This is a genomic window from Trueperaceae bacterium (assembly GCA_023954415.1).
GTDB lineage: Bacteria > Deinococcota > Deinococci > Deinococcales > Trueperaceae > JAAYYF01.
This window is the reverse complement of record JAMLIB010000002.1, coordinates 364,103-386,795: the sequence shown is the minus strand read 5'-3', so window position 1 is coordinate 386,795 and position 22,693 is coordinate 364,103. Positions and strand designations below refer to the sequence as shown.

24 protein-coding genes are annotated in these 22,693 nt (G+C 70.9%); 15 read left to right on the top strand and 9 right to left on the bottom strand.

The window, feature by feature from the left end; translation table 11 throughout:
* The 9 genes from M9914_04160 to M9914_04120 form a co-directional block, all read right to left on the bottom strand.
* Window positions 1–506 (bottom strand): SDR family NAD(P)-dependent oxidoreductase (locus M9914_04160; GenBank protein MCO5173363.1); only part of this gene is annotated, 506 nt, incomplete at its 3' end.
* A gap of 97 nt (window positions 507–603) precedes the next feature.
* The gene (gene fabD, locus M9914_04155) at window positions 604–1,542 is read right to left on the bottom strand and encodes an ACP S-malonyltransferase (protein ID MCO5173362.1); all 939 of its coding nucleotides are present in this window, start codon (window positions 1,540–1,542) and stop codon (window positions 604–606) included.
* A complete protein-coding gene (locus M9914_04150) occupies window positions 1,539–2,528 on the bottom strand; it encodes a ketoacyl-ACP synthase III (protein MCO5173361.1) in 990 nt (329 codons plus the stop codon). The genes fabD and M9914_04150 overlap by 4 nt, the downstream gene beginning before the upstream one ends.
* A 155-nt stretch (window positions 2,529–2,683) precedes the next feature.
* Window positions 2,684–2,869: a 50S ribosomal protein L32 gene (gene rpmF / locus M9914_04145; protein ID MCO5173360.1), complete on the bottom strand. Its 186-nt coding sequence runs from the start codon at window positions 2,867–2,869 to the stop codon at window positions 2,684–2,686.
* 83 nt (window positions 2,870–2,952) lie between these two features.
* Window positions 2,953–3,531, bottom strand: a complete 579-nt coding sequence (locus M9914_04140; GenBank protein MCO5173359.1) for a YceD family protein — start codon at window positions 3,529–3,531, stop codon at window positions 2,953–2,955.
* Window positions 3,532–3,634: 103 nt separating this feature from the next.
* Window positions 3,635–4,822: a cystathionine gamma-synthase family protein gene (locus M9914_04135; protein ID MCO5173358.1), complete on the bottom strand. Its 1,188-nt coding sequence runs from the start codon at window positions 4,820–4,822 to the stop codon at window positions 3,635–3,637.
* A gap of 90 nt (window positions 4,823–4,912) precedes the next feature.
* Window positions 4,913–6,589 carry a CotH kinase family protein gene (locus tag M9914_04130; protein MCO5173357.1) on the bottom strand — a complete coding sequence of 559 codons (1,677 nt, stop codon included), beginning with the start codon at window positions 6,587–6,589 and terminating at the stop codon, window positions 4,913–4,915.
* Window positions 6,582–7,223 carry a DUF4956 domain-containing protein gene (locus tag M9914_04125; protein ID MCO5173356.1) on the bottom strand — a complete coding sequence of 214 codons (642 nt, stop codon included), beginning with the start codon at window positions 7,221–7,223 and terminating at the stop codon, window positions 6,582–6,584. Before M9914_04125 ends, M9914_04130 begins: the two co-directional genes overlap by 8 nt.
* A gap of 6 nt (window positions 7,224–7,229) precedes the next feature.
* Window positions 7,230–8,051: a polyphosphate polymerase domain-containing protein gene (locus tag M9914_04120; GenBank protein MCO5173355.1), complete on the bottom strand. Its 822-nt coding sequence runs from the start codon at window positions 8,049–8,051 to the stop codon at window positions 7,230–7,232.
* A gap of 111 nt (window positions 8,052–8,162) precedes the next feature.
* Between M9914_04120 and M9914_04115 the strand changes: the two genes are divergently transcribed.
* From M9914_04115 to M9914_04045, 15 genes are all read left to right on the top strand, one after another.
* Window positions 8,163–8,876, top strand: a complete 714-nt coding sequence (locus M9914_04115; protein MCO5173354.1) for a response regulator transcription factor — start codon at window positions 8,163–8,165, stop codon at window positions 8,874–8,876.
* Complete coding sequence (locus M9914_04110; protein ID MCO5173353.1) at window positions 8,873–10,045, top strand: HAMP domain-containing histidine kinase; 1,173 nt, start codon at window positions 8,873–8,875, stop codon at window positions 10,043–10,045. The genes M9914_04115 and M9914_04110 overlap by 4 nt, the downstream gene beginning before the upstream one ends.
* Window positions 10,046–10,105: 60 nt before the next feature.
* Complete coding sequence (hisA, locus tag M9914_04105; protein ID MCO5173352.1) at window positions 10,106–10,807, top strand: 1-(5-phosphoribosyl)-5-[(5-phosphoribosylamino)methylideneamino]imidazole-4-carboxamide isomerase; 702 nt, start codon at window positions 10,106–10,108, stop codon at window positions 10,805–10,807.
* A 10-nt stretch (window positions 10,808–10,817) separates the two neighbouring features.
* Complete coding sequence (mutM, locus tag M9914_04100) at window positions 10,818–11,729, top strand: bifunctional DNA-formamidopyrimidine glycosylase/DNA-(apurinic or apyrimidinic site) lyase (GenBank protein MCO5173351.1); 912 nt, start codon at window positions 10,818–10,820, stop codon at window positions 11,727–11,729.
* Complete coding sequence (locus M9914_04095) at window positions 11,726–12,184, top strand: acyl-CoA thioesterase (GenBank protein ID MCO5173350.1); 459 nt, start codon at window positions 11,726–11,728, stop codon at window positions 12,182–12,184. The genes mutM and M9914_04095 overlap by 4 nt, the downstream gene beginning before the upstream one ends.
* A 420-nt stretch (window positions 12,185–12,604) precedes the next feature.
* Window positions 12,605–13,489: an SDR family oxidoreductase gene (locus tag M9914_04090; GenBank protein ID MCO5173349.1), complete on the top strand. Its 885-nt coding sequence runs from the start codon at window positions 12,605–12,607 to the stop codon at window positions 13,487–13,489.
* A gap of 149 nt (window positions 13,490–13,638) precedes the next feature.
* A complete protein-coding gene (locus M9914_04085; GenBank protein MCO5173348.1) occupies window positions 13,639–14,703 on the top strand; it encodes a spermidine/putrescine ABC transporter substrate-binding protein in 1,065 nt (354 codons plus the stop codon).
* Window positions 14,704–14,810: 107 nt separating this feature from the next.
* Window positions 14,811–15,938: an ABC transporter ATP-binding protein gene (locus M9914_04080; protein MCO5173347.1), complete on the top strand. Its 1,128-nt coding sequence runs from the start codon at window positions 14,811–14,813 to the stop codon at window positions 15,936–15,938.
* Between the two features lie 61 nt (window positions 15,939–15,999).
* On the top strand, window positions 16,000–17,091 hold the full coding sequence (locus M9914_04075) for a C45 family peptidase (protein ID MCO5173346.1): 1,092 nt from the start codon (window positions 16,000–16,002) through the stop codon (window positions 17,089–17,091).
* Window positions 17,088–17,795, top strand: coding sequence for a GNAT family N-acetyltransferase (locus tag M9914_04070; GenBank protein MCO5173345.1), 708 nt, complete (start codon window positions 17,088–17,090; stop codon window positions 17,793–17,795). The genes M9914_04075 and M9914_04070 overlap by 4 nt, the downstream gene beginning before the upstream one ends.
* A 101-nt stretch (window positions 17,796–17,896) precedes the next feature.
* On the top strand, window positions 17,897–18,853 hold the full coding sequence (locus M9914_04065) for a GNAT family N-acetyltransferase (GenBank protein ID MCO5173344.1): 957 nt from the start codon (window positions 17,897–17,899) through the stop codon (window positions 18,851–18,853).
* A 55-nt stretch (window positions 18,854–18,908) separates the two neighbouring features.
* On the top strand, window positions 18,909–19,322 hold the full coding sequence (locus M9914_04060; GenBank protein MCO5173343.1) for a hypothetical protein: 414 nt from the start codon (window positions 18,909–18,911) through the stop codon (window positions 19,320–19,322).
* A gap of 431 nt (window positions 19,323–19,753) precedes the next feature.
* Window positions 19,754–20,824 carry a LacI family transcriptional regulator gene (locus M9914_04055; protein MCO5173342.1) on the top strand — a complete coding sequence of 357 codons (1,071 nt, stop codon included), beginning with the start codon at window positions 19,754–19,756 and terminating at the stop codon, window positions 20,822–20,824.
* Window positions 20,821–21,930: a ribokinase gene (locus M9914_04050; GenBank protein MCO5173341.1), complete on the top strand. Its 1,110-nt coding sequence runs from the start codon at window positions 20,821–20,823 to the stop codon at window positions 21,928–21,930. The genes M9914_04055 and M9914_04050 overlap by 4 nt, the downstream gene beginning before the upstream one ends.
* 110 nt (window positions 21,931–22,040) lie before the next feature.
* Window positions 22,041–22,643 carry a transglutaminase family protein gene (locus M9914_04045; protein MCO5173340.1) on the top strand — a complete coding sequence of 201 codons (603 nt, stop codon included), beginning with the start codon at window positions 22,041–22,043 and terminating at the stop codon, window positions 22,641–22,643.
* Window positions 22,644–22,693 lie beyond the last annotated feature (50 nt).

Here is a 22,693-nt window from a genome sequence, read left to right as displayed (position 1 = left end):
GCCTTGGTGAGCCCTATGAGGCCGGCCTTGGCCGCCACGTAGTTCGCCTGTCCGACGTTGCCGCGCAGGCCCACGACCGAGGAGACGTTCACGACCCGCCCGTAACCGGCGCGCAGCATGCCGCGCAGCGCCCCCCGCGCCAGGTAGAAGGCCGAGGAGAGGTTCGTGTCTATCACGCTCCGCCAGTCGTCGTCCTTCATGCGCAGGGCGAGGGTGTCGCGCGTCACGCCGGCGTTGTTGACGAGCACGTCGAGGGCCCCGAAACGCTCCGTGACGCGCTTGATCAGGTCCTGGCACTGCGCGGCGTCGGAGACGTCCGCCCCGAACGCCTCGGCCTCGGAGCCCATGGCCCTGATCGCGTCGGCGACGGCCTCGGCGGGGCCGGACGAGCTGACGTAATGCACGGCCACGGCGTAGCCGCGGCGACCGAGCGTCTCGGCGATGGCCTTGCCGAGCCCACGGCTCGAGCCGGTGACGAGCGCGACGCGCTTGCGTTCTTGGTCCACGAGACCTCCTTGGAAGATGACGTTACAGGAAGACGGCCGACGGCGCGCTCGGCTACCTGGGCGGCCGAGGTCGCCCCGGGCTCCTGCGCGCGCTCGGCTAGGCCAGTGCGGCGGCGAGGCTCGCCGGGTCCGTGACCGCCACGCCGCTGGCGCCGGGCAGGATGCGCCCGAGCAGGCCGACGAGCACGCTGCCGGAGCCGAACTCGACGTAGCGGGTCGCGCCGAGCGCGTCGAGCTTCCGGACGCACTCCACCCAGCGCACGGGCGCCGTCACCTGCTCCGTCAGGAGCCGCGCCGCCTGTGCCGCCCCTTGGAGCGGCTCGGCCGTCACGTTGCACACGATGCTCACGCCGGGCTCTAGGAAGGCGACGGCGGCCAGGTCCGTAGCGAGGCGGGCGGCGGCGGGCGCCATGAGCGGCGAGTGGAAGGGCGCGCTGACCTTGAGGGGGATCGCGCGGCCGCCCTTGGCCTTGAGCGCGTCCGACGCCTTCGCCACGCCCTCTGCGGTGCCGGAGATGACCGTCTGGCCCGGGGCGTTGAGGTTGGCCACCGCCACGAGGTCGGCCGGACCGCCGGCGGCGACCTCGGCGAGGACCTCGCGGATGACGCCCTCGTCGAGCTTCAGGACGGCCGCCATGGCGCCGGCGCCCGCCGGCACGGCGTCTTGCATGTACTGCCCGCGCTTGCGCACGATGCGCACGGCGTCGGCCACGCTCAGCGTGCCGGCCGCGACGTGCGCCGTGTACTCGCCTAGCGAGTGGCCGGCCGCGAGGCGCGGGGCGGCGCCCCCCGCTTCCAAGTAGGCGGCGAACGCCGCGGCGCCGGCGGCCACGAGGGCCGGCTGCTGGTTGGCGGTGAGCTGCAACTCATCGGCAGGGCCTTCCCACATGAGCGCCATGAGCCCTGGCAGGGCGGCCTCCGCCTCGTCCAGCACGCGCTTGGCCGCAGGGGAGGCGGCGTAGAGCTCGTGCGCCATGCCGACGGCCTGCGAGCCCTGGCCGGGGAAGATGGCGGCGACGACGTGCGCGTCGCTCATGCGGGGCCCCAGGTGAGGACGGCCGACGCCCAGGTGAGGCCGGCGCCGAACGAGACGAGGAGCAGGTTGTCGCCGACGGCGATCCTGCCCGTGTCGAGCGCGTTGGCCAGGGCGAGGGGGATGCTGGCGGTGGAGTTGTTGCCGTACTCGTCGACCGTTACGACGACGCGCTCCTTGGGCAGGCTCAGGCGTTCGCGGGCCGCCTCGATGATGCGCAGGTTCGCCTGGTGCGGGACGAAGAGCGAGATGTCGTCGACCGTTAGCCCGGCCTTCTCGACCGCCTCGAGGGTGGCGGTGTTCATGACCCGGACGGCGAACTTGTAGACCTCGCGGCCGTTCATGTAAAGCGAGTCGGAGAGCCTGGCGCCGCTTGGCAGGCAGGCGCCGACCGAGCGCTTGTGCAGGTGGTCGGCCCCGCCGCCGTCGGCGCCGAGCACGACGCCCTTCACCCCGTACGGCTCCGGCACGGCCTCGACGATCGCTGCGCCGCCGCCGTCGCCGAACAGCACGGCCGTCGAGCGGTCGTTCCAGTCGACGATCTTGGTCAACGCTTCGGCGCCGATGGCGAGGACGCGCTTGCACTGCCCCGACTCGACGAGGCTCTTGCCGATGCCGACCGCGTACAGCCAGCCGGGGCAGGCCGCGAGGAGGTCGAAAGCGCCGGCCCTGAGCCGGAACTTCTCCTGGACGAGGGCGGCCGTGGCCGGGAAGAGGGCGTCGGGCGTGTTCGTGGCGACGATGACCATGTCGACGCCGGTCAGGGCGTCGTCGCCGTGGCGCGCCACCAGGTTCTCGACGGCCCGGAAGGCGAGGTCGGACGTGAACTCCTCGTCGGCCGCCACGTGCCTGCGCTTGATGCCCGTGCGGGTGGTGATCCACTCGTCGGACGTGTCCATGATCTTCTCTAGGTCGAAGTTCGTGACGACCTTGGACGGCGCGTACGCGCCGAGGGCCGTCACGCCGGCACGCGGTCTGGTCTCGTTCACGCCCTACCCATGTTCCGTAAGGGCCGCGCGCTGGTTCTCCAGCGGCGCCGGCCGGAAAGCGAAAGGACGGCCGTGGCCGTCCTCCTGACGCGGCCGCGCACGGCCGCCGCTGAAGTTACCGGCCGCCAGCCGTCGTGCCAGCGGCCTGTAATGCCTCAAGCTTCCGCGACCACCTGGCGGCCGTCGTAGCTGCCGCACTCGGGGCAGACGACGTGCGGAGGCTTCATCGTCTTGCACTGGGGGCAGGCCACGAGGGTCGGCGCCGTGAGCGCATGGTGCGCGCGGCGGGCATCGCGGCTGGAGCGCGAGGTGCGCTTCTTGGGTACTGGGTGCTTGGCCATCTGGTACTGCTCCTTCTTGGTGGCGCTCGCCTAATGCGGCGAGGAACGCTCGGGTCTAGCGGCTCGAACCGCTTGGACGCGGTTCAGGCGGAGATGTCGATGTCCTTGAGGGCGGCGAACGGCGATTCGTCGACCTGCTTGACGTGCTTGGGCTGCGGCGCCAGCTCCGGGTGCTCGTTGAGGTTGACGCCTTCCTCGCTCAGGCCGAGGCAGTCGGGCCGGCAGAGCGCAGTTATGGGCAGCTCGATGGCCACCAGCTCCGTGAGGAACGCGCTGAAGTCGACTTGCGGGTCGCCGAAGACCAGCAGCTCGTCGTCGCCCTCCTCACCGTCCTCGTCGAGCATGAGCGGCAGGTCGGACGGCCGGTAGGCCATGGGGTAGACGAAGGACGTCTTCACCGGCGTGTCGACGTCGATCAGGCAGCGGCGGCACTCCATGACGACGGTCCCCTCGACGGAGCCCTCCAGCACGAAGTCGTCGTCGCCCCCAGCGTTGATCACCGTCAGGCGCCACTTCAGCGGTCCTTTGAGCCTCAACCCGTCCGCCTCGAGCAGCTCGTGCGCGGGCGTGAAGAGCCCTTCGCCGCCGACGTCGAGCGGTGCGCCCGGCGAGTGCTGCAAGAGTGAAGACAGGTTGAGCGTGGCCGAACCGCTAGACTGCATCCCTTGAAAGTATAGGCCCGGCCGGGGGCGTGTCAAGCAGCGCGGCGCGCCCGGTCGCGGCGATGGCGGCGCGCCGCCATGGGCCTCGCGCCGCGCCGGTCCGTCAGCTCGCGGCCGCGAGCGCCTGCTCGAGGTCGGCGATGAGGTCGCGCACGTCCTCGATGCCGGCCGAGTACCTGACGAGCGCCTCCGGGATGCCCATGGCGGCGCGCTCCTGCTCCGTCAGCTCCACGTGGCTGCCCGTCCGCGGCGGGGCGACGGTGGTCTCGACGGCGCCGAGGTTGGCGGCGCGGTGCGCGAACCGGAGCCGCGGCAGGAAGGCCTTGACGGCCTCGAAGCCGCCCACGAGCTGGAAGGACAGCATGCCGCCGAAGGCGCGCATCTGGCGCGCGGCGACCGCATGGTTGGGGTGGCTCGGCAGGCCGGGATAGAAGACGCGCTCGACGCGCGGGTGCGCGTCGAGGAAGCGCGCCACGGCCATGGCGTTGGCGCTCTGGCGCTCCACGCGCAGCGCGAGCGTCTTCATGCCGCGCAGCAGCAGGTAGGCGGCGTCCGCGTGCAACGCTGCGCCGTTGACCTCGCGGTAGGCGAACACCTTGGCGACGAGCCCGGCGGCGCCGCAGAGCGCTCCGCCCAGGGCGTCGGCGTGGCCGCCCAGGTACTTGGTCGCGCTGTGGACGACGAGGTCGGCTCCCAGCGCCAGCGGGCTCTGGTTGATGGGCGTGGCGAACGTGTTGTCCACCACCACCGTGGCGCCCTGGGCCTTGGCGTGGCGCGCCAGCAGCTCGATGTCGAGGATCTTGCACGTCGGGTTCGTGGGGGTCTCGAGGTAGACGAGCTTGCAGCCGGCGTCGATGGCCGCGACGATGCCGGCCTGGTCGTCCGTCTCGCAGAGGGCGACCTCGATGCCGAAGCGCGGCAGGTAGTCGAGGAACAGCCGGTTGGTGCCGCCGTACGTGTCCTTGACGGACACGACGCGTTCGCCCGGCGCCAGCAGCGCGAAGAGGGTGGCGCTGATCGCCGCCATGCCGGTGGAGAAGCTCGTGGCGGCCTCCGCCCCTTCCAGGAGGCGGATCTTCTCCTCGAAGGCCCGCACCGTAGGGTTCGTGTTGCGGCTGTAGATGTGGCCATCGGCCCTGCCGAGCGCCACGTCGCGCCAATGGTCGAGGTCGTCGTAACCGAACGCGACGCTATGCACCACCGGGACCTGCGTGGCACCGGCGATGCGCACGCCTTCCTCGCCGCCCCACACCGCCGCGGTCGCGGCCTGCGGTCCGTTCTCCTCGCTCATGCCCTATGCCTCCAATGGGCTAGCCGGCCACGACTTCGGCCGGCTAGCGGACTGCCTGATAGTCGAGATGCAGTCTAGGACATGAGGGGGCTACTCCGGCAGAACGGACAGCAGGTACGCCTGCCTGGCCTCGACGTAGTTCTTCAGGCCCTCGACGGAGGCCTGGAACTGCTCGTAGGTGAACAGCGCGCGCGTGTCGGTGGCGAAGTCGGCGTCGATGCTCTCGTGCAGCTCGGTCACGATCGGGCCGAGCGTGTCCCAGTCGAGCCACTTCTCCGCGATATCGCGGACGTACGCCAGGTAGCGCTCGCGGAGCTCGGGCACCTCGAGCAGGCGCGTGCGCAGAGGCTTGGTCGCGTCGTTCGCGTTGACGAGCGGGTCGATCGTCGTCGCGGAGCCAGAGCCGCCTCGGCCGCCCGGCCCGCGCTCCCCGGCCCCTAGCGCCTCGTTGAAGTCGTGCGGCATGACGTGGAACTTGCCGCTCTCGTCCAGGTAGATGTAGTAGTCGCTCGCCCGGCTGTAGAAAGCGTCGGAGTTCGAGAGCGCGACCTCGAGGGCGAAGAAGCGTAGGACGCCGTCGATGTCGAGGATGGGATCGAGCGCCGCGACGAGGTCCTCCGTCGGCGTATCGTTGAGCGTGCGGAACAGGTCGATCAGGGCCGCCCAGCTCGCGTCCGTGTCCTTGTTGTCGATCTCGTAGATGGAGCGGTACGTGTCGGGGTCGTCGCCGAGGTAGAGCATGCCGCCCTGCCCGTTCGGGCTGCCGGACACCTTCCAGCGCACGCCGCCCGTGTCGTCGAAGTAGTCGGCGAGGAAGTCCTTGTTGTAGTGCTGCTGGTCCTGATAGATGCCCCAGCTCTCGCCGTTGACGACCAGCCGCACGAGCCCGACCTTGGGGACCGCGATGTAGTCCTGCGCGATCATGGAGTAGACGACGGTGCGGAGCGAGCTGGGGTCGTTGGCTCCGTTGATGAGGTTGAGGGAGCGGTAACCGAGCAGGTCCTGGCCGTCGACGAGCAGGTCCAGCTTGAGGCGTAGGGGTCGCTTCAGGCCGGCCGCCACCATGCTGAAGGACGAGTTCCCGCGGAACCGCACCCCGACGTCCGCGTAGGTGACGCCGTCGACCTGCACCGTTCCGATCAGGTGCACGTCCGTGTTGTAGAAGGCCTCGAGCTCCGCCTCCCAGTTCTCCTCGTCTAGTTCGACGAAGATCGTGCGGATCGCCGTGGGGTCGTAGAGGGCGTCCGTCTCTGGGTACGTCGTCACGTCGTCGGCCGTGAGCGACGGACCCGGGGTGCCCGCCACGTTCGTGCGCACGGTCCTCCCGATCGAGGCGAGGGCGGCCGCGCGCTCCGTGGCGTCGAGAACGCCGTCACCGTCCTCGTCGAACTCGTCGACGAGCTCGTACTCCTGCTGGTCGGGTCCGAAGCCGCCGCCGCCCCGACCGCCCGGCATGCCGCCCCGGGGCCCGCCGAACTGGCCCTGGGCCTGCGCGTCGCCGAAGGGCGGCATCCCGCCAGGGAAGTCGGCCGGGAAGTCGGCAGGGAAGTCGGGTGGGAAGCCATCGGGGAGATCCTCCGGGAAGCCGCCGGGGAAGCCGTTCGGGAAGTCCGCCGGCGCTCCGCCCGCCGGCGGCCAGCCCTGGGGCGGCTGACCCGTCGTCGGGTCGCCCGTCTGGGCCTGTTCCTGGGCGAACGCGGCGCCCCAGGGGCCTATGAGGAGCGTGAAGGCTACGGCGATGAGAAGCGAGATGGCGCGCTTACGCATGGTGGTCGTCTCCTTGTCCCCGGCCGTGCCGGGCGAGGTCGTTCCCCGGAGCGTGAGCCTGGGGAGCGTAGTAGTGGACTTGTAGGAGGGCGGAGTCGTGCAGCAGGTCGACCTGCTTGACGGTCACGCCGTGGACGGGGAGGCCCGTGCGCGCCCGGAGGTCGTCGAGGAGGTCCTGGCGCCTCAGGGGCGAGCAGAGGGCCGCGTTGTCGTACCGGACGGTGTGGGTCTCGGCGAACCGGAAGCCCCACTCCTTCTCGAGCACGAAGAGGACCGCCACCAGGAAGCCGTTCGACAGCCCGAGCTGCCAGTACGCCCCCTGCGTGGCCAGGACCGAGTTGAACACCGGGAGCGCCATGAGGACGAAGAGGTAGGTCATCTCGCGGATCGGGAGCTCGTCCGTCCGGTAGCGCAGGATGGAGAAGAGCGCGAAGAGGCCGAAACCGACGCCGACCCCGATCTCGAGGCGCGTCAGGAGGCTCATCACGAAGTAGACGGTGACGTTGGAGCCGAGGAAGGCGAAGACGTACTCCCGGTTGCCGCGGCCGGGGTAGTAGACGAAGCGCGCGATCAGGATCGCGAACGCGAGGTTGAGGAGCGCGCCGAGGACGAAGTTCGTCAGGTCAGGGGACACCACGGCTCAGGCCTCCACTACCCAGGGCGTCACGGCCCGGATGGTCGGCAGCAGACGGTTCCGTGGCAGCGACGGGTCGAGCAGGCTCGCGAAGACGCAGTACTTGCTGAAGCCCCGCGGCCGCACCCGTTGGGCGCGCACGGCCCGGAGGAACTCCGACCGGTTGTCCAGCCGCGCCTGCTTGACCTCGATGATCGCCGTGCCCACCAGCGCGAGGCTCGCTGCGCCTGAGGCGAACGTGAGGTCGGTGTCGATCGTCACGCGCTCCGGGCGCGCCTGGTGCACCAGGGTGAGGCGCCTGTAGCCGTTGAGGAGCTTGGTCTCCAAGGGCCGGTCGCCGAGCGCGCCGCCGGCCGTGTCGCCGAGCAGGTCGCTCGGGGCGGCGTCCAGGGCGAGGTCGGCGAGCAGGAGCCCGGAGAGCTCGTCCGCGGCCGGCGCCCGCGAGGGATCGCTCGTCTGGACGCGGCGCTTGACCGTGCGGCCGTCGTTGAGGCGGTTCTTGACCTCGAGGAACGAGAGGCCGCTGCTGAGGTAGACGCGGCTACGGACCTTCGCTCGCGGCGTCCTGCCACGGTGATGGGCGCGCAGGAGCCCGAAGCCGGGCGTGTCGAAGTAGCGCGTCGAGTAGGGCTGCCATACCTCGCCCTCGAGGGAGACGGCGCGGTACGCGCCGCGCGCGCCCTCGAGGACGGCTATCAGGTCCGCCAGATGGACGACGAACTTCTGGTCGACGCGGCTCATCAGGCTGGCTCCGCGCAGCTCGTGGAGACCGATCCTCGGGAAGGCGTCCACCGCCGCGCCCAGCCTCTCTGTCTGGTCTGCTCTCATGCCCGAAGGCTAGGCAACGACTGTTTCGGTTGCGTTTGAGGCCCTTCGCCGCGAGAACGTGGCCCGGGGCGAAACGGAACCTGAACATGGTGACGCTATGCTTCACGCACGATGTCACAAGCTCTGGCAGACACCAAGGCGCTCGCAGGACGGCGCGTGCTGATCGTCGAGGACGAGGAGAGCCTCGCCGACATCATCGAGCTGTACCTGCGTCAGGCGGGTTGCAGCACGGAGAAGGCCCGCGACGGCCTGCGCGCCCTCGACTACCACGACCGGTGGCGGCCCGACCTCCTCATCCTCGACCTCGGGCTGCCCCTGCTCGACGGCCTAGAGGTGTTGCGGCGCATCCGGGAGAAGGCCACGACCCCCGTGCTGATCCTCACCGCCAGGGCGGAGGAGGCCGACGAGATCGCCGGCCTGCACCTCGGCGGCGACGACTACCTCGTGAAGCCCGTCAGCGCCAGGCGCCTCCTCAGCCGGGTGGCGGCGCTCATGCGACGTGCCTACTCGACGGAGGGCCGGTCGGCGATCCACGTCGGGACGCTCGAGATCGACTCCTACTCGCATCGCGTGAGCGTGGCCGGCGCCGCTGTGGACCTGACGCCGACCGAGTACCGCCTCCTCGAGCACCTGGCCGCCACCCCGGACAGGGTGATCTCGCGCGCCGAACTCATCGAGAACGCCATGCCGGAGAGCGACGCGCTCGAACGCGCCGTCGACATCCACCTCACGCACTTGCGCAGGAAGCTCCGCGAGGCCGGCGCTGGCGAGCCGATCCGGACCGTCCGCGGGGTCGGTTACAGCCTGGGGGCCGACGGCGGATGAACAGGCTCGTCTGGCGGACGGCGCTGGCCATGCTCGTCGTCGTCGCCCTGGCCATCGCCATCGTCCCGCTCGCGCAGCGCGTGGCCGACTGGCGCACGCTCGCGAGCTTGCCCGACGACTTCAAGGGCAGGGTCCAGAAGGAGATGGGCCCGCCGCACCCGCCCCCCGCGTACGGCGAGCCCGCGGGTCCCGACGACCCCAACTTCTTCCAGGAGGAGAGCCGTCGGCTCTTCGACTTCCTCGCCCAGCAGCGGCGAGCGCGCAACGAGGCCGTCGTGGTCGGGCTGCTCTTGGCCGTCGGAGTGGCCGGGCTCCTGGCGCTCTGGCTGTCGCGCAGCCTCGTGAGGCCCATCGAGGCCGTGTCCGGCACCGTCAAGAAGCTCGCCACCGGCGACTGGAGCGTGAGGATCGCGGAGCCGTCCGGCAGGTGGCCGGAGGAGGCGCGGGAACTGGCGACGGACTTCAACAGCCTGGCCGAGGCCCTGGAGCGCTACGAGGGCGGCCGCCAGGCCATGCTGGCCGACACCGCCCACGAGCTGCGCAACCCCCTCGCGGCCATGCAGCTCCGGCTGGAGGCCATGGGCGACGGCATAGTACCGGCCTCCAAGGAGGAGCTGGCCGTCCTGCAGAACCACGTCGCGCTGCTCACGCGGCTCGTCCAGGACCTGAGGACGCTCTCCCTGGCCGAGAGCCACCACCTCCAGCTCGAGCCGCAGGACCTCGACGCCGGCGACCTCGCCAAGGACGTGATGGCGATGCTGCGCCCCGTGGCGGCCAAGCACGGCGTCGAGCTCGTCGCCGACGTCGAGCCGGCCACCGTGCGAGCCGACCCGGCCCGGCTCCAGCAGGTAGTCATGAACCTGCTCGACAACGCCATCGCCGTCAGCCCCGAAGGCGGCGTCGTGACGGTGCGCGTCGCTCGGGAGGGCGGGACCGTTAGGCTGAGCGTCTCCGACCAAGGCCCCGGCATCCGACAGGACGAGCTCGACGTCGTGTTCGAGCGCTTCGTGCAGGGGCATAGGCAGGACACGCGCAGGGGCAGCGGGCTGGGGCTCGCCATCGTCAAGGCGATAACTACGCTGCACGGCGGCACCGTGACGGCCGCCAGCAACGGCGTGCCTGGCGAGGGGGCTGTCCTCGGCGTCGTGTTGCCCGCGGTGGCGGGTTAGCGCGACCAGTCGCAGGAGACCCGGCCCGCCGACGCGCACCGGGTATGCTCCATAGCCGACATGTTCCTCGTCGTTCCCTGCATAGACATCCAGCAAGGCCGCGCGGTGCGGCTCTTCGAGGGCGACCCCGGGCGCGAGACCGTCTACTTCGCCGATCCGCTCGAGGCCGCCCGGAAGTGGGACGCCCTCGGCGCGACCTGGCTGCACGTGGTCGACCTCGACGCCACCATCGGCAGCGGCCAGAACGCGCAGGCGGTCGCCCGCCTCGCCGCAGGGGTCGGCGCCAAGGTCGAGCTGGGCGGCGGGGTCAGGAGCGTCGCAGCCGGGCGCGAGTGGCTCGCGGTGCTCGACCGTGTGGTGCTCGGCACCGTCGCCATCACCGACCCGGACGTGGTGAGCGCCCTGCTCGAGGAGTTCGGCCCGGAGCGCGTATGCGTCTCGATAGACGCGCGCGGCGGCCGCGTCGCCGTGCGCGGTTGGGCGGAGACGACGGAGCTCGACGCCGTCCAACTCGCCGGCCGGATGGTCGCTCGTGGCGTTACGCACGTCATCTACACGGACATCTCCCGCGATGGCACCATGCGCGGCGTGGACGAGGAGCCGGTGGCGCGCATGCGCGACGCGTTCCCCGGCACGCTCATGGCGGGCGGCGGGGTGGGCACGGACGCCGACCTGGACGTGTACGAGCGCCTCGGGCTCCAGGGAGCGATCGTCGGCCGCGCCCTGTACGAGGGGAGGATCGGTTATCCCAGAACTACCTGAGGTCGAGACCGTGCGGCGCGAGTTGGCGCCGTGGCTAACTGGGCGCGAAGTCCGCTCAGTAGACCTGCTAGCGCCGGCGGGGCCCAAGTACGCCGGCCTGGAGCGCCTCGCAGGCAGGCTCATCGAGGGCGTCGGGCGGCGCGGCAAGTTCCTCCTCATGCCCTTGAGCGGCGGTCTGGAGCTCGTGGCGCACCTCGGCATGACGGGCGTGATAGCCGACCACGCGCCGGACCTGCGCGCGTCCACCCACCTGCGCGTCAAGGTCGAGCTCTCGGGCGGCGACCCCGGCACGCTCTTCTTCATCGACCCGCGCCGCTTCGGACGCTTCCTCGTCGTCGACGCCGGTCGCTACCCGACCTTGCCAACGCTCGCGGCCCTCGGCCCCGAACCGCTCGGCGACGACTTCACCCACACCGGCCTGGCGGCCGCCTGCGCGCGCTCCACCATGCCCGTCAAGGCGTACCTCCTGAGCCAGCGGCCCGTGGCCGGCGTCGGCAACATCTACGCCGACGAGGCGTTGTGGCGCGCCGGCATCCACCCCCTCACGTCGGCCGCCTGGCTGGGCGAGGACCAGGTCGCCGCCTTGCACGCCGCCATCCGTGAGGTGCTGGCTGCGGCCGTCGCCGCCCAGGGCACGACGCTGTCCGACTACCGCACCGTGCGTGGCGGGACGGGCGAGTACGCGCGTCAGCTCCTCGCCTACGGCCGCGCCGGCGAGGCGTGCCCCCGCTGCGGGACGGAGATGGAGCGCTCCGTCGTCGGGCAGCGGGGCACGACGCACTGCCCGACGTGCCAGCCGGCGCCGGGCGCGGCGCGGCCGACCGTGTCGGCCGCGCGGTCGCGTGCCGGCGCGGAGCGCGCTCGGGACCCTAAGGCCGCCCGCCGCGCTGCCCCGCCACGCGGCGGGAAGGGAGGCGCGTGAAGCGCCACCGCACGGAGATCCAGGTCCGGTTCGCCGACACGGACGCCCTGGGGCACATCAACAACGCGGTCTACGCCACTTACGCCGAGCTGGGGCGCGTCGAGTTCATGCGCGCGCTCGGCATAGAGCCGGGCGGTTTCATCCTCGCGCGCCTCGCGCTCGATTACCGCCGCCAGGTGCGGTTGGGGGAGCGCGTGAGTGTCGAGACGTGGGTGGAGCGCGTCGGCAACACCAGCATCACCATGCGGCAGGTCGTGCTCGCCGGGGGCGGGGCGGGGGCTGCGGTCGCGACCGCAGCCGCTCCCGAGGGGGCAGCCGCGGTCGCCACTGCGGTCGCCACTGCGGTCGCTGCCGAGGTCGAGGCGGTCGCCGTCACGTTCGATTACGCGACGAACGGGCCGGTGCGCGTGCCCGACCGGATGCGGGAGCTGTTCAGGAGCTGGCAGGAAGGGTAGCAGCCGAGGCGGCAGGGCGCCGCCGTGGGTCGGGTGCAGCACAGGGGCGAACACGCCGTGCGTGCCGCGCGGTGGCTTGCTACGACGCGGCACGCGGCCATGCGCAGGACTTTGGTCCCTGGCGGGAGCCGACCGCCGGCCGCTACGCTTCAAGTCGAAGCGGTAGGGGTTCGAGGCACGGCCTAGCGGGCCGACGCCCGTGACCGATGAGGTTCCTCACCTAAGCGCCCACGGCGGATATACAGGGCGCGGTCGGCTGAGAAGGCGAGGCCCCGAGCTCGAGCCCTTCGAGACCGCTGGGGAGCTTCCGAGTCTCGTGGCATACGTGCCGCTCTTCGGAAAGCAGTGCCGGGAAAGACCCGGCGCCACGGACCCGGAAGCCCGTTCTCGTCACAAGCCGGAGCAGTTAGGATACGTGGCGTGGGAGAAGGCGGTCACTCCGGCCACAGGCGTGTGGTGGCCGTCACCGGTGCATCTACTGGCATCGGCCGTGCGGTGGTGGCCTACCTGCTCGAGCGGGGGTTCACGGTGTACGCGGGCGTGCGCCGCGGCGAGGACGGCGACTCCCTGCGCGTCGAGGCGGAAGCGCGCTTCGGCACGTCCGACGACTTGCGGCTCCTCTTCCTCGACGTCACTGACGAAGGCCAGGTCGCGGCGGCCGCCGAGCGCGTGAACGCGGAGCTCGACGGCGGGCACTTCCACGGGCTCGTCAACAACGCGGGGATCGCCACAGCCGGTCCCATGGAGTTCCTGCGCCTCGACGACCTGAGGCGGCAGCTCGAGGTCAACGTGGTCGGCCAGGTCGCCGTCGCCCAGGCGTTCCTCCCGCTCGTGCGGGAGCGGCCGGGGCGGCTGGTGTTCGTCGGCTCCGTCTCCGGTCTCGTGTCCTCCAGGCTCCTAGGCGCTTACGCCGCCTCCAAGTTCGCCCTCGAGGCCGTCGCAGACGCGTTCAGACGCGAGCTGGCCCCGCACAAGGTCAAGGTGTCGGTCGTCGAGCCGGGGCGCATCGCCACCCCCATCTGGGAGAAGTCGTTGGAGGAGGGCCTCGTCCGCATGGACGAGATGGGCCCCAAGGCGCGCGAGTACTACGGCGAGCTCGTCAAGGACCTCGCGGCCGGCGCCAACTTCGCCGCCAAGCACGGCACGCGGCCGGAGGCGGTTGCGCGCGCCGTGTACCGCGCCCTCTCGGAGCGGCGGATGCGGACGCGCTACTTCGTGGGCTCCGACGCGCACTTCATCAACGTGCTGAGGCGCGTGCTGTCCGACCCGATCCTCGACAAGGTCGTCAACTCCTCGGGCCGCTGACGGAGCGCCCGGCGCCGCACGACGAGCCGCTGCCGCAGGTGCTAACCTGCCCCCTACGCACGCGGCGGCAGGGGTCTCGAAGCAGTCGTGGCCAGCGCCTGCCGTCCATTCGAGCCGCGCACACGCGGCGCTTGCAAGTCGGAGGACAGATGCGTAGAACCATCGCTGCCTGCCTAGTGGCCGTCGTCGTCTCGGCCGCCGCCGCTCAGACGGACTGGACCTGCCCGGACGGCTTCGCGGGCCAGACCCTGAGCGTCTACAACTGGGCCACGTACGTGGCCGACGACACCATCTCGAACTTCGAGGCCGCCTGCGGCGTGCGCGTCATCTACGACACGTACGGCTCCGACGAGGACATGGTCGTGCGCCTGCGCCAAGGGAACCCCGGCTACGACATCGTGGTGCCGACCAACGCCAACGTCCCGACCATGATCAGGGAAGGGCTCCTCGAGAAGATCGACCACGGCAAGCTCACGAACCTCGGCAACCTGGACGCCACGTTCATGAACCTGCCGTTCGACCCGGGCAACGAGTACACGGTCCCGTACCAGTGGGGCACCGTCGGCATCGGCTACAACGTCGACAAGGTCGGCGAGATCGCCTCGTGGGCAGACATGTTCGCTTACGACGGCCCGGTAGCCTGGCTGCAGGACACCACCGCGATGCTCGGCATGGGCCTGCTGATGGTCGGCAAGGACCCCAACAGCGAGAGCGCCGCCGACATCGACGAGGCCGCGCAGTTCCTGATCGACAACGGCCGCAACGTCATCTACATCGCCCAGGACGATGGCCAGGAGATCCTCGCGCGCGGCGAGGCCGACATCGTGGTCGAGTACTCCGGCGACATCTTCCAGGTCATGGACGAGTGCGGGTGCGACACCTACGCCTACGTCATCCCGGAGGAGGGCACGAACTTCTGGGTCGACAGCCTCGCCATCCCCAAGGGCGCTCCGAACAAAGCCCTCGCCGAGGCGTTCATCGACTACATCCTCTGGCCGCAGGTCGGCGCCGACATCTCTAACTACACGGCCTTCGGGACCCCGAACCTGGCCGCCCTCGACGACGGCCTCATCGACGAGGAGCTCGCCGAGGACCCGGCCATCTACCCGAGCGACGAGACGAAGGCGCGTCTCTTCTTCGCCGAGCAGTCCGAGGCCCGCGAGCCGCTCCTCAACGACGCCTGGGACATGGTCAAGATCTTCGTCGGGCGCTAGTAGGGCGTTCGCCGGCTGCGTAGGGAAGGGCCGCGGACCGCGAGATCCGCGGCCCTTTCGTCTGCTCGCTCGGCGCTCCCGCCTTCGGTTAGGATGTGCGCCAAACCATGACGCCGGCGCCAGCTGTAGAGATCCGCAACCTGGTCAAGGAGTTCATCGACCCTCGGACCAAGTCCGCCGTGCGGGCCGTGAACGACATCGACCTCGAGATCCGCGAGGGCGAGTTCTTCGCCATGCTCGGCCCGTCCGGCTGTGGCAAGACCACTACGCTGCGCGTCATAGCCGGCTTCGAGGACCCCGACTCTGGCGAGTTGCTCCTGAGCGGCCGGTCCATGCGCGGCATCCCCTCGTTCCACCGGCCGGTCAACACGGTGTTCCAGGACTACGCCCTCTTCCCCCACATGACCGTCATCCAGAACGTCATGTTCGGCATGCGCATGGCGCGCGTGCCAGCGGCCGAGGCCCGCGCGCGGGCCGGCGAGGCCCTCGAGATGGTGCGGCTCCCCAACGTGGAGCGGCGCAAACCCCTCCAGCTCTCCGGCGGCCAGCGCCAGCGGGTCGCGTTGGCGCGCGCCCTCGTCAACCGCCCGAGCGTCCTCCTGCTCGACGAGCCCCTTGGCGCCCTCGACCTCAAGCTGCGGCGCGCCATGCAGTTCGAGCTCAAGCGCTTGCAGCAGCAGGTCGGCATCACGTTCGTATTCGTCACCCACGACCAGGAGGAGGCGCTCACCATGGCGGACCGCATCGCGGTCATGAACATGGGCGAGGTGCTGCAGGTCGGCCGACCGGAGGACATCTACGAGCGTCCGTCCGGACGCTTCGTCGCGGACTTCATCGGCGAGACGAACTTCCTGCCCGGCGTGCTGGAGGCGAAGTCCGGCTCCGAGGGCCGCGTGCGGCTGGCCGACGGCACCGTCCTCACCGGAGCGGTGCGCGACCCGGACCTCGTCGTCGGCAACGGCGTGGCGCTAGCGCTGCGACCGGAGAAGCTCGCGGTCGAGAACGTCGCGACCGACGCTCCGCCCGACCTGTTGCCGGGCCAGTCGGCGCTGCCCGGTAGGGTCATCGGCGCCACGTACCTGGGCACGGACGCCCGCTACCAGGTCGAGGTGGCCGGCGGCGTCACCGTCGTGGCGCGCGTTCAGAACCAGCAGCACGGCTTCAGCGGCATGCTCGCGGAGGGGACCCCCGTGCGCCTGAGCTGGGCGACCGAGCACGGCTCGGTGCTCGCCTGAGGGCGGTCGGCGCGCGGCCGGCGAGGTGCCGGACGGCGCGCGGGCCTATGATGTGCTCACCATGTCGGTTCCTACCCTAGACCTGAAGGGGTCGCCCTTCGACTTCGGGCTGACCCACGGCAAGGCGTTCCGCGCGGCCATCCGCACGTACGCCACGGAGCGCGTGGCGCTCGCAGGCGGCGCGGCGTGGACCGGCCGCGAGCTGAGCAGGCGCGCCGTCCTAGCCCTGGCTGACGCCTGCCTCGAGGCGCACGGCGCTTACGCCCCCGACCTCGTGACCGAGCTGGAAGGCATGGCGCGGGCTACCGACCTCTCGCTCGCCGAGCTGGTCGTGGTCGGCGGCTTCACGGACTTCATCGACACGGTGGCGGCCGGCGGCGGCGCGGGCCTCGAGACGGCGGCCGTCGACGACTGCACGGCCTTCCTCGTGCCGGGCGCGCGCATGGCCGACGGCGCGGCGGCCTTCGGCCAGACCTGGGACATGCACGAGGACTCGACGGAGCACGTCGTGCTCCTGCGGGGCCGTCCGAAGGACGCCCCCGACTTCCTCGCGTTCACGACCGCCGGGGCGCTGGCGATGATCGGCATGAACGAGGCCGGCCTCTCGGTGGGCATCAACAACCTCATGGGCGCCGACGGACGTCCGGGCGTCACGTGGCCGTTCGTCGTGCGCGAGATGCTCAAGGCCGAGGACCTCGAGGGGGCGCTCGCGGCTCTGGCCAGGGCGCCGCTCGCTGGCGGGCACAACTACCTCGTGCTCGACGCCAGCGGGGCCGGCGCCAACGTCGAGGCGATGCCGACGGCGAGCCACGTCACGCGCCTCGACGGGCGGGCCGTGGCGCACACGAACCACAACCTTGGCGCGAACACCAAGGCGGTCGAGCGCCCCCGCGACCCGGCCTCCCAGGCCAGCTCCGAGGCGCGCCTTGCGGACGCCGAGCGGCTCCTCGATCGCGACGACCTGACGGTGGACGACCTCAAGGCCGTCACGCGGCACACGGGCACCATATGCTACCGGGGCTCGGCGCCCAAGTTCGTTGGCACGTGCGGCGGCGTGGTCACGCGGCCGCGCACGCGCGAGCTGTGGGCCGTGAAAGGCCTGCCGAGCGAGGGGGCCTACGACCGCTTCGCCTTCGAGGCGACGCCGGCGTGAGCGTGGCGGAGGGTCGAGCCGGTCAGCGGCGCAAGCCGCGCGTGCGCATCGTGCAGGCCGCGCCGGCCCACGCGGCCGCGCTCGAGGAGTTGCAGCGCGTGTGCTTCCCCAACCTCGGCGCTCAGGAGCTGATGACCCGCGAGAACTTCCTCGAGCACCAGGAGCGGTTCCCGGAAGGGGAGTTCGTGGCGCTGGCGGCGGACGCTCCCGACGGCACCCCGCTCGCGGAGGAGGCGGTCGTTGGCCTCGGCTCCGGCTTCCTCGTCGACTTCGACGTGCAGCGCCCCGAGCACGTGTTCCACGACATCATCGCCGGCGGCACCTACGCCAACCACGACCCGGACGGCGCTTGGTACTACGGGGCCGACATCAGCGTGCACCCCGATTACCGCGGCGCCGGCCTCGGCCGCGGCCTGTACGACGCCCGCAAGGCGCTCGTCAGGCGGCTCGGGCGCAAAGGGATAGTGGCGGGCGGACAGCTCCCGGGCTACCCGCGCTACCGCGACCGGCTCACCGTCGCCGAGTACGTCGAGAAGGTAGTGGCCGGCGAGATCACCGACCCGACCCTCACCTTCCAGCTCGCCAACGGCTTCGAGGTCTACGGCCTCATCCACGGCTACATCGAGGACGACTACACGGACGACTGGGCGAGCTTCATCGTCTGGTTCAACCCGGATCTGCACTTCCCCGCGTTCGGGGAGTAGGCCGCCCCACGCGCACGTGCGCGTAGGGCGCAGGCCCGCGTCACATGCGCATCAGCCGGCGCGCGTGCCCGCGTCTCGCCGCTTTCCAGGAGTAGACCGCTATGCCGAACGAACATCCGGTGGCCGGGCCCCCGGCGGGCTACGTCGCCGCGCCCCCGCGCCTCGCCGAGGCCGCCGAGGCGGCCGCGCTCGTGGCCGCGTACGAGCTGGCGCACGAAGGGGTCGCCAACACCTCCACCGAGACGCTGGAGGGCGACTGGGCTGGGGCCGACCTGGAGGCGAACGCCGTGCTGGTGCGCGGTCCGGGCGGCGAAGCCGTGGCGCTGCTGGACACGGTGCCGAGCCGCGCCGAGCTCCTCCTCACCTACGCCTTCGTGGCCCCGGACGCGCGGGACGCCGAGGAGCTGAGCGCCTACCTGGCGGGCGCCGCCGAGGCGCGGGCGCTGCGCCTCTCCGGCGGCGGCCCCGTGACCGTTCGCAACTACCTGCCGATCGCCGACGTGCGGTTGGCGGCGAGCCTCGCGGCGCGCGGTTACGCGAACGTGCGGACCATCTACCGTATGGAGACCGAACTCGCCGCGCCCCCGCCGCCGCCGGAGTGGCCGGACGGGGTCAGCGTGCGCGACTACGCGGGCAGCCCGGACGAGCCCGCCGCGTACGAGGCCTTCGAGCTCGGCTCCGTCGGCATGTGGAACCGGCCGGGCAACACCTTCGAGCAGTGGTCGGCCAGCGTAGGGCGCCTGCGCGGCGAGATGCGCCTGGCCTTGGCTGACGGCGAGATCGTGGGGATGAGCATCACGCGCGCGCCGCGGACGAGCGCCGCCGGCCTGGTGCAGAGCTTGCGGGTCGTGCCCGCTTGGCGCAGGCGCGGCCTCGGTGCCGCTCTGCTCGCCGACGCGTTCGGGGCGTGTCACGCGCTCGGCAAGCGCCGGGTGGGCCTCACCGTCGACGCCGACTCGACCACCGGCGCCCCGGAGCTCTACCTGCGTTCCGGCATGCGCGTGACGCAGCGGTACCTCGTGTTCGAGCGTCGCGAGGGCGCTCAAGCGATTGGTTGAGCATGGGCTAGTGGATATGCAAGTCGCAGGTGCCGGAGCGGCTCTCCTATACACGTTGAACCGTGACCACTTGGCCGCGGAGCCGGTGTTAGCTCTCCTTGGCATGCGACGCACGCTTGCTAGGCGCCTCACCTCGGCTTTGGAGGAGTGGGGCGTCCAGCCGTGTCATGCGAGCCTCTTCGGCTCTGCTTCCCGTGGCGATGGCGGTACGGATGGTGACATCGACGTCTTCCTGGTTCGGCCGCCGGGACTGGACGCCGAGGCGCCCGGGTGGCGGAGCGATGTCGACGTGTTGAGCGCCGCGGTGTTGAGGTGGACCGGAAACCGTGCTGGAATCGCGGAGGTCTCCCTTGGCGATGTTCACCGCCTCAAACGCGAACGTCCGCCCATAGTCGAGAACCTGGAGCGTGACGCGATAACCCTGGTGGGTATCGACGTTCATCGACTCTTCGCAGCCGCCGAGGGATGACGGCTATGACTACCCGTTCTCAGCCCTGTGGTGAGGCTGACGCTCGGTCCAGGTTCCAGGCGGCACAGAAGTTCCTTGAAGCCGCGGCGCTCCTGGAGGAGATAGCCGATGGGCGAAAGGAAGCGGCGAAGGCGCGCAGGCGTTCGATCGATATCAAAGATCCGGCTCAGTACGGGATGACCCATTTGAGTCGAGACCAGCAGAAGGTGGCTATGCGACAGGCGGAGCTCTTGGTCAAGTTCTCCTCCGAGCAGTTGCGTGACTGATGCGTGATAAGGATCGTCCTTAGCTATGTTGCCTAGCTTGGTGCTCGACGGGCACTATTCATGTCCTTGACCGGCGGATGCAACGCACTTACACTGTGATCGACGTCGGTAAAACGTTTAACCTTAAGCCCTGACCTAGGCCGAGGAGGCTCCTGGATGGCCAGTATGCGAGACGTTGCCGAAGCTGCAGGCGTTTCCGTCGCCACGGTCTCGCATGTGCTGCGGGGCACGAAGCGGGTCACGCCTGCGGTCGGCGCCCGCGTCAGGGCCGCCGCCGAGGCGCTCGGCTACGTTCCCAACGGACAGGCGAGCGCGTTGCGCACGGGTCGGACGGGAGTGATCGGGGTAGCGCTGCCCGATCTGACCAACCCCTTCGTCGCGGCGATGCTCCACGCCGTCGAGGCCGCGGCGCGCGCCGCAGGCTTCTTGGTGATGGTCCACGACACGGGGAACGACCTGCTCCTGGAGCCGACGGCGCTGGGCCGGCTAGTGGCGCTACGCGTCGACGGGATCGTCTGGGTACCGGCACACGACCAGGGCGGCGCCCGGCTCATGCGCACGGTGGGACGCACCGGCCCCGGCGCGCGCCGCGAGCTGCCCCTCCCGGACGTCCCGCTGGTGACGGTCGACCAGCCGGTCGCCGACCGTGACGCCGTCTTCTCGGACCACGTCTCGGGCGGCACGCTCGTCGCCGCTCACCTCAAGGCGCTGGGCGCGCGCCGCGTTGCCCTGCTTCACGGGGCTTCGGGCGTCACGAGCTCGCGGGCGCGCCGCCGGGGGTTCCTCACCGAGTGGGACCCGCTCACGCCCGTGTGGGAGGCGCAGAGCGGCTTCGGACCCGAGCTGCCCGGTGCGGTCGTCAGGCGCCTGCGCGGCGGCGGGTTCGACGCGGTGGCGTGCGCCAACGACGCCGTCGCCGTCGCCGTCATCCGCACGCTCGAACGCGACGGGGTGAGGGTGCCGCGCGACGTCTCCGTGGTCGGCTTCGACGACGTCCTGCTGGCGAGGCTGGTGAGCCCGCAACTCACGACCGTGCGCCAACCGCTTGGCGCGATCGGGGCCGCCGCCGTGCGCCTCCTCGTCGAGCGGATGGCGGACCGCGCGCGTGCGGCTCGGCAGGTCGTACTGCCCGTCGAGCTCGTGGTACGCGGCTCGACGGCCGCCAAGCATGTCGCCAGGGAGTCCGTCGGACAGCCCGCGACTGCCCGAGCGGAGGAGAGGTCGAGAGGCGCATGACCGAGGGCCGGGCAGGTCGCGCCATCGCGGTCGTCGGCAGCGTGAACATGGACCTGGTGGTGCGCGTGGCGCGCCACCCGCGGCCGGGCGAGACGCTGCTAGGCTCCGACTACGCCACGCACCCGGGCGGCAAGGGCGCCAACCAGGCCGTCGCGGCCGCGCGGCTCGGCGGCAACGTGCGGTTCGTGGGGCGCGTCGGCGCGGACGCGTTCGGCACCCAGCTCGCCGCGGCCCTCCAGCACGACGGCGTCGACATCGCCGCTCTCGGGCGGAGCGCCCGGCCGAGCGGCGTGGCGTTCATCCAGGTCGACGAGCGCGGGCAGAACAGCATCGTCGTCTCGCCCGGCGCGAACCACGACCTTGACGTGGTCGACCTGAGGACCGGGGCGCTCGCTACCGCGTCGGTGCTCATGCTGCAGCTGGAGATCCCGCTCGAGGTCGTCCTGGCGGCCGCGGCCGCGGGTCGGCGCGCCGGTGCGCTCGTCATGCTCAACCTCGCGCCCGCCAGGCGCCTCGAGCCGAGCCAGCTGGCGGACGTCGGCCTGCTGCTCGTGAACGAGCACGAGGCGGTGATCCAGCTGGGGGCTGTTGCCGAAGGGAAGACGCCCGAGGAGTGGGCCGTGGCCCTGTGCCGCTTCGTGCCTTGCGCGGTCGTCACGCTCGGGGCCGACGGGGCCGTGTGGGCGTGCCGGGCGGAGTCCGTGGACGCACGCGGAGATCGCGATGTGAGTGCTTTCGGGAGGACCGACGCGGAGTCGGAGGGTTGGCCGGGAGGCGCGCTGCACGGTCGGGTGCCAGCGTTCGAGGTGAACCCGGTCGACACGACGGCGGCCGGCGATGCCTTCGCGGGGGCGCTGGCTTACTGGTTGGCGCAGGTCGGTAGTGCGAGAGCGAGGTTCGGCATCGGGGTTGGGAGGGACGGTTCGGCACCGTTCAGCGCTTCGTCAGGTTCGGCGCACGTGGTGGAAGGTGCCGGCGAGCACCCGCTAGCGGTTGCCGTGAGGTTCGCCAGCGCCGCTGGCGCCCTGGCAGCCACGCGCCCGGGCGCGCAGCCGTCGCTGCCGATTCTGGCGGAGGTGATGGATACGCTTCGTGGAGGGTCATGATCATGGGGTCGTATGGGCCGTGGCCTCGTACCGGGACATGCCGGCCGGAAAACGTCGGACAAGCGAGTGGCGGATGCCACACGAGCGGAGGTCGGTGGTAAGAAGTAGCGATGACGCTGCTGATCGCTGGCTTGCCGGAGGCGTACCTCGGGGCCGACTCGATAGTCGAGTCGACGCACCCCGACGTCGTCGCCCTTGCGGCGGCGCTTCGCTCTTCGAACCAGGAAGACGAGGCGTTCGCCGGCGCGGCCTTCGCGTGGGTACGAGACGAGGTGGCGCATTCGTGGGATGCCCGCGACCCCCGGGTGACGCTCACGGCTTCCCAGGTGCTGAGTGAGCGGGTGGGCCTCTGCTACGCGAAATCGCACCTTCTGGTCGCACTATTGCGCGCCGGAGGCATCCCGGCGGGGCTGTGCTACCAGCGGCTGCGGGACGGCGATGGACACGTGCTTCACGGTCTCATCGCCGTGCACCTCCGTGGAGGGTGGCACCGTCAGGATGCCCGAGGGAACAAGCCGGGGGTAGAGGCACGTTTCTCGCTGGACGGCGAGCAGTTGGCCTACATCGTCGACGCCGATGCCGGAGAGGTGGACTATCCGGCGGTGCATGTATCACCAGTCAAGCCCGTCGTGGCGGCGCTTGGCGGGGCCGAGGACGTGTTGATGCTATGCGAAGGAGGCCTGCCGACGGGGCTCGAGGCGGCCGAGTCATGACGAAGCGCCTGGCGCTAACGGACACGAGAGATCAGAAGTGCCGCCTGGCG

Excerpts from the sequence above, each read along its gene's own strand:
- fabD (MCO5173362.1), bottom strand. The coding sequence starts at position 1,542 with ATGAGCGACGCGCACGTCGTCGCCGCCATCTTCCCCGGCCAGGGCTCG.
- rpmF (MCO5173360.1), bottom strand. The coding sequence starts at position 2,869 with ATGGCCAAGCACCCAGTACCCAAGAAGCGCACCTCGCGCTCCAGCCGC.
- M9914_04140 (MCO5173359.1), bottom strand. The coding sequence starts at position 3,531 with ATGCAGTCTAGCGGTTCGGCCACGCTCAACCTGTCTTCACTCTTGCAG.
- M9914_04135 (MCO5173358.1), bottom strand. The coding sequence starts at position 4,822 with ATGAGCGAGGAGAACGGACCGCAGGCCGCGACCGCGGCGGTGTGGGGC.
- M9914_04130 (MCO5173357.1), bottom strand. The coding sequence starts at position 6,589 with ATGCGTAAGCGCGCCATCTCGCTTCTCATCGCCGTAGCCTTCACGCTC.
- M9914_04120 (MCO5173355.1), bottom strand. The coding sequence starts at position 8,051 with ATGAGAGCAGACCAGACAGAGAGGCTGGGCGCGGCGGTGGACGCCTTC.
- M9914_04115 (MCO5173354.1), top strand. The coding sequence starts at position 8,163 with ATGTCACAAGCTCTGGCAGACACCAAGGCGCTCGCAGGACGGCGCGTG.
- M9914_04110 (MCO5173353.1), top strand. The coding sequence starts at position 8,873 with ATGAACAGGCTCGTCTGGCGGACGGCGCTGGCCATGCTCGTCGTCGTC.
- hisA (MCO5173352.1), top strand. The coding sequence starts at position 10,106 with ATGTTCCTCGTCGTTCCCTGCATAGACATCCAGCAAGGCCGCGCGGTG.
- M9914_04085 (MCO5173348.1), top strand. The coding sequence starts at position 13,639 with ATGCGTAGAACCATCGCTGCCTGCCTAGTGGCCGTCGTCGTCTCGGCC.
- M9914_04080 (MCO5173347.1), top strand. The coding sequence starts at position 14,811 with ATGACGCCGGCGCCAGCTGTAGAGATCCGCAACCTGGTCAAGGAGTTC.
- M9914_04075 (MCO5173346.1), top strand. The coding sequence starts at position 16,000 with ATGTCGGTTCCTACCCTAGACCTGAAGGGGTCGCCCTTCGACTTCGGG.
- M9914_04065 (MCO5173344.1), top strand. The coding sequence starts at position 17,897 with ATGCCGAACGAACATCCGGTGGCCGGGCCCCCGGCGGGCTACGTCGCC.
- M9914_04055 (MCO5173342.1), top strand. The coding sequence starts at position 19,754 with ATGCGAGACGTTGCCGAAGCTGCAGGCGTTTCCGTCGCCACGGTCTCG.
- M9914_04050 (MCO5173341.1), top strand. The coding sequence starts at position 20,821 with ATGACCGAGGGCCGGGCAGGTCGCGCCATCGCGGTCGTCGGCAGCGTG.
- M9914_04045 (MCO5173340.1), top strand. The coding sequence starts at position 22,041 with ATGACGCTGCTGATCGCTGGCTTGCCGGAGGCGTACCTCGGGGCCGAC.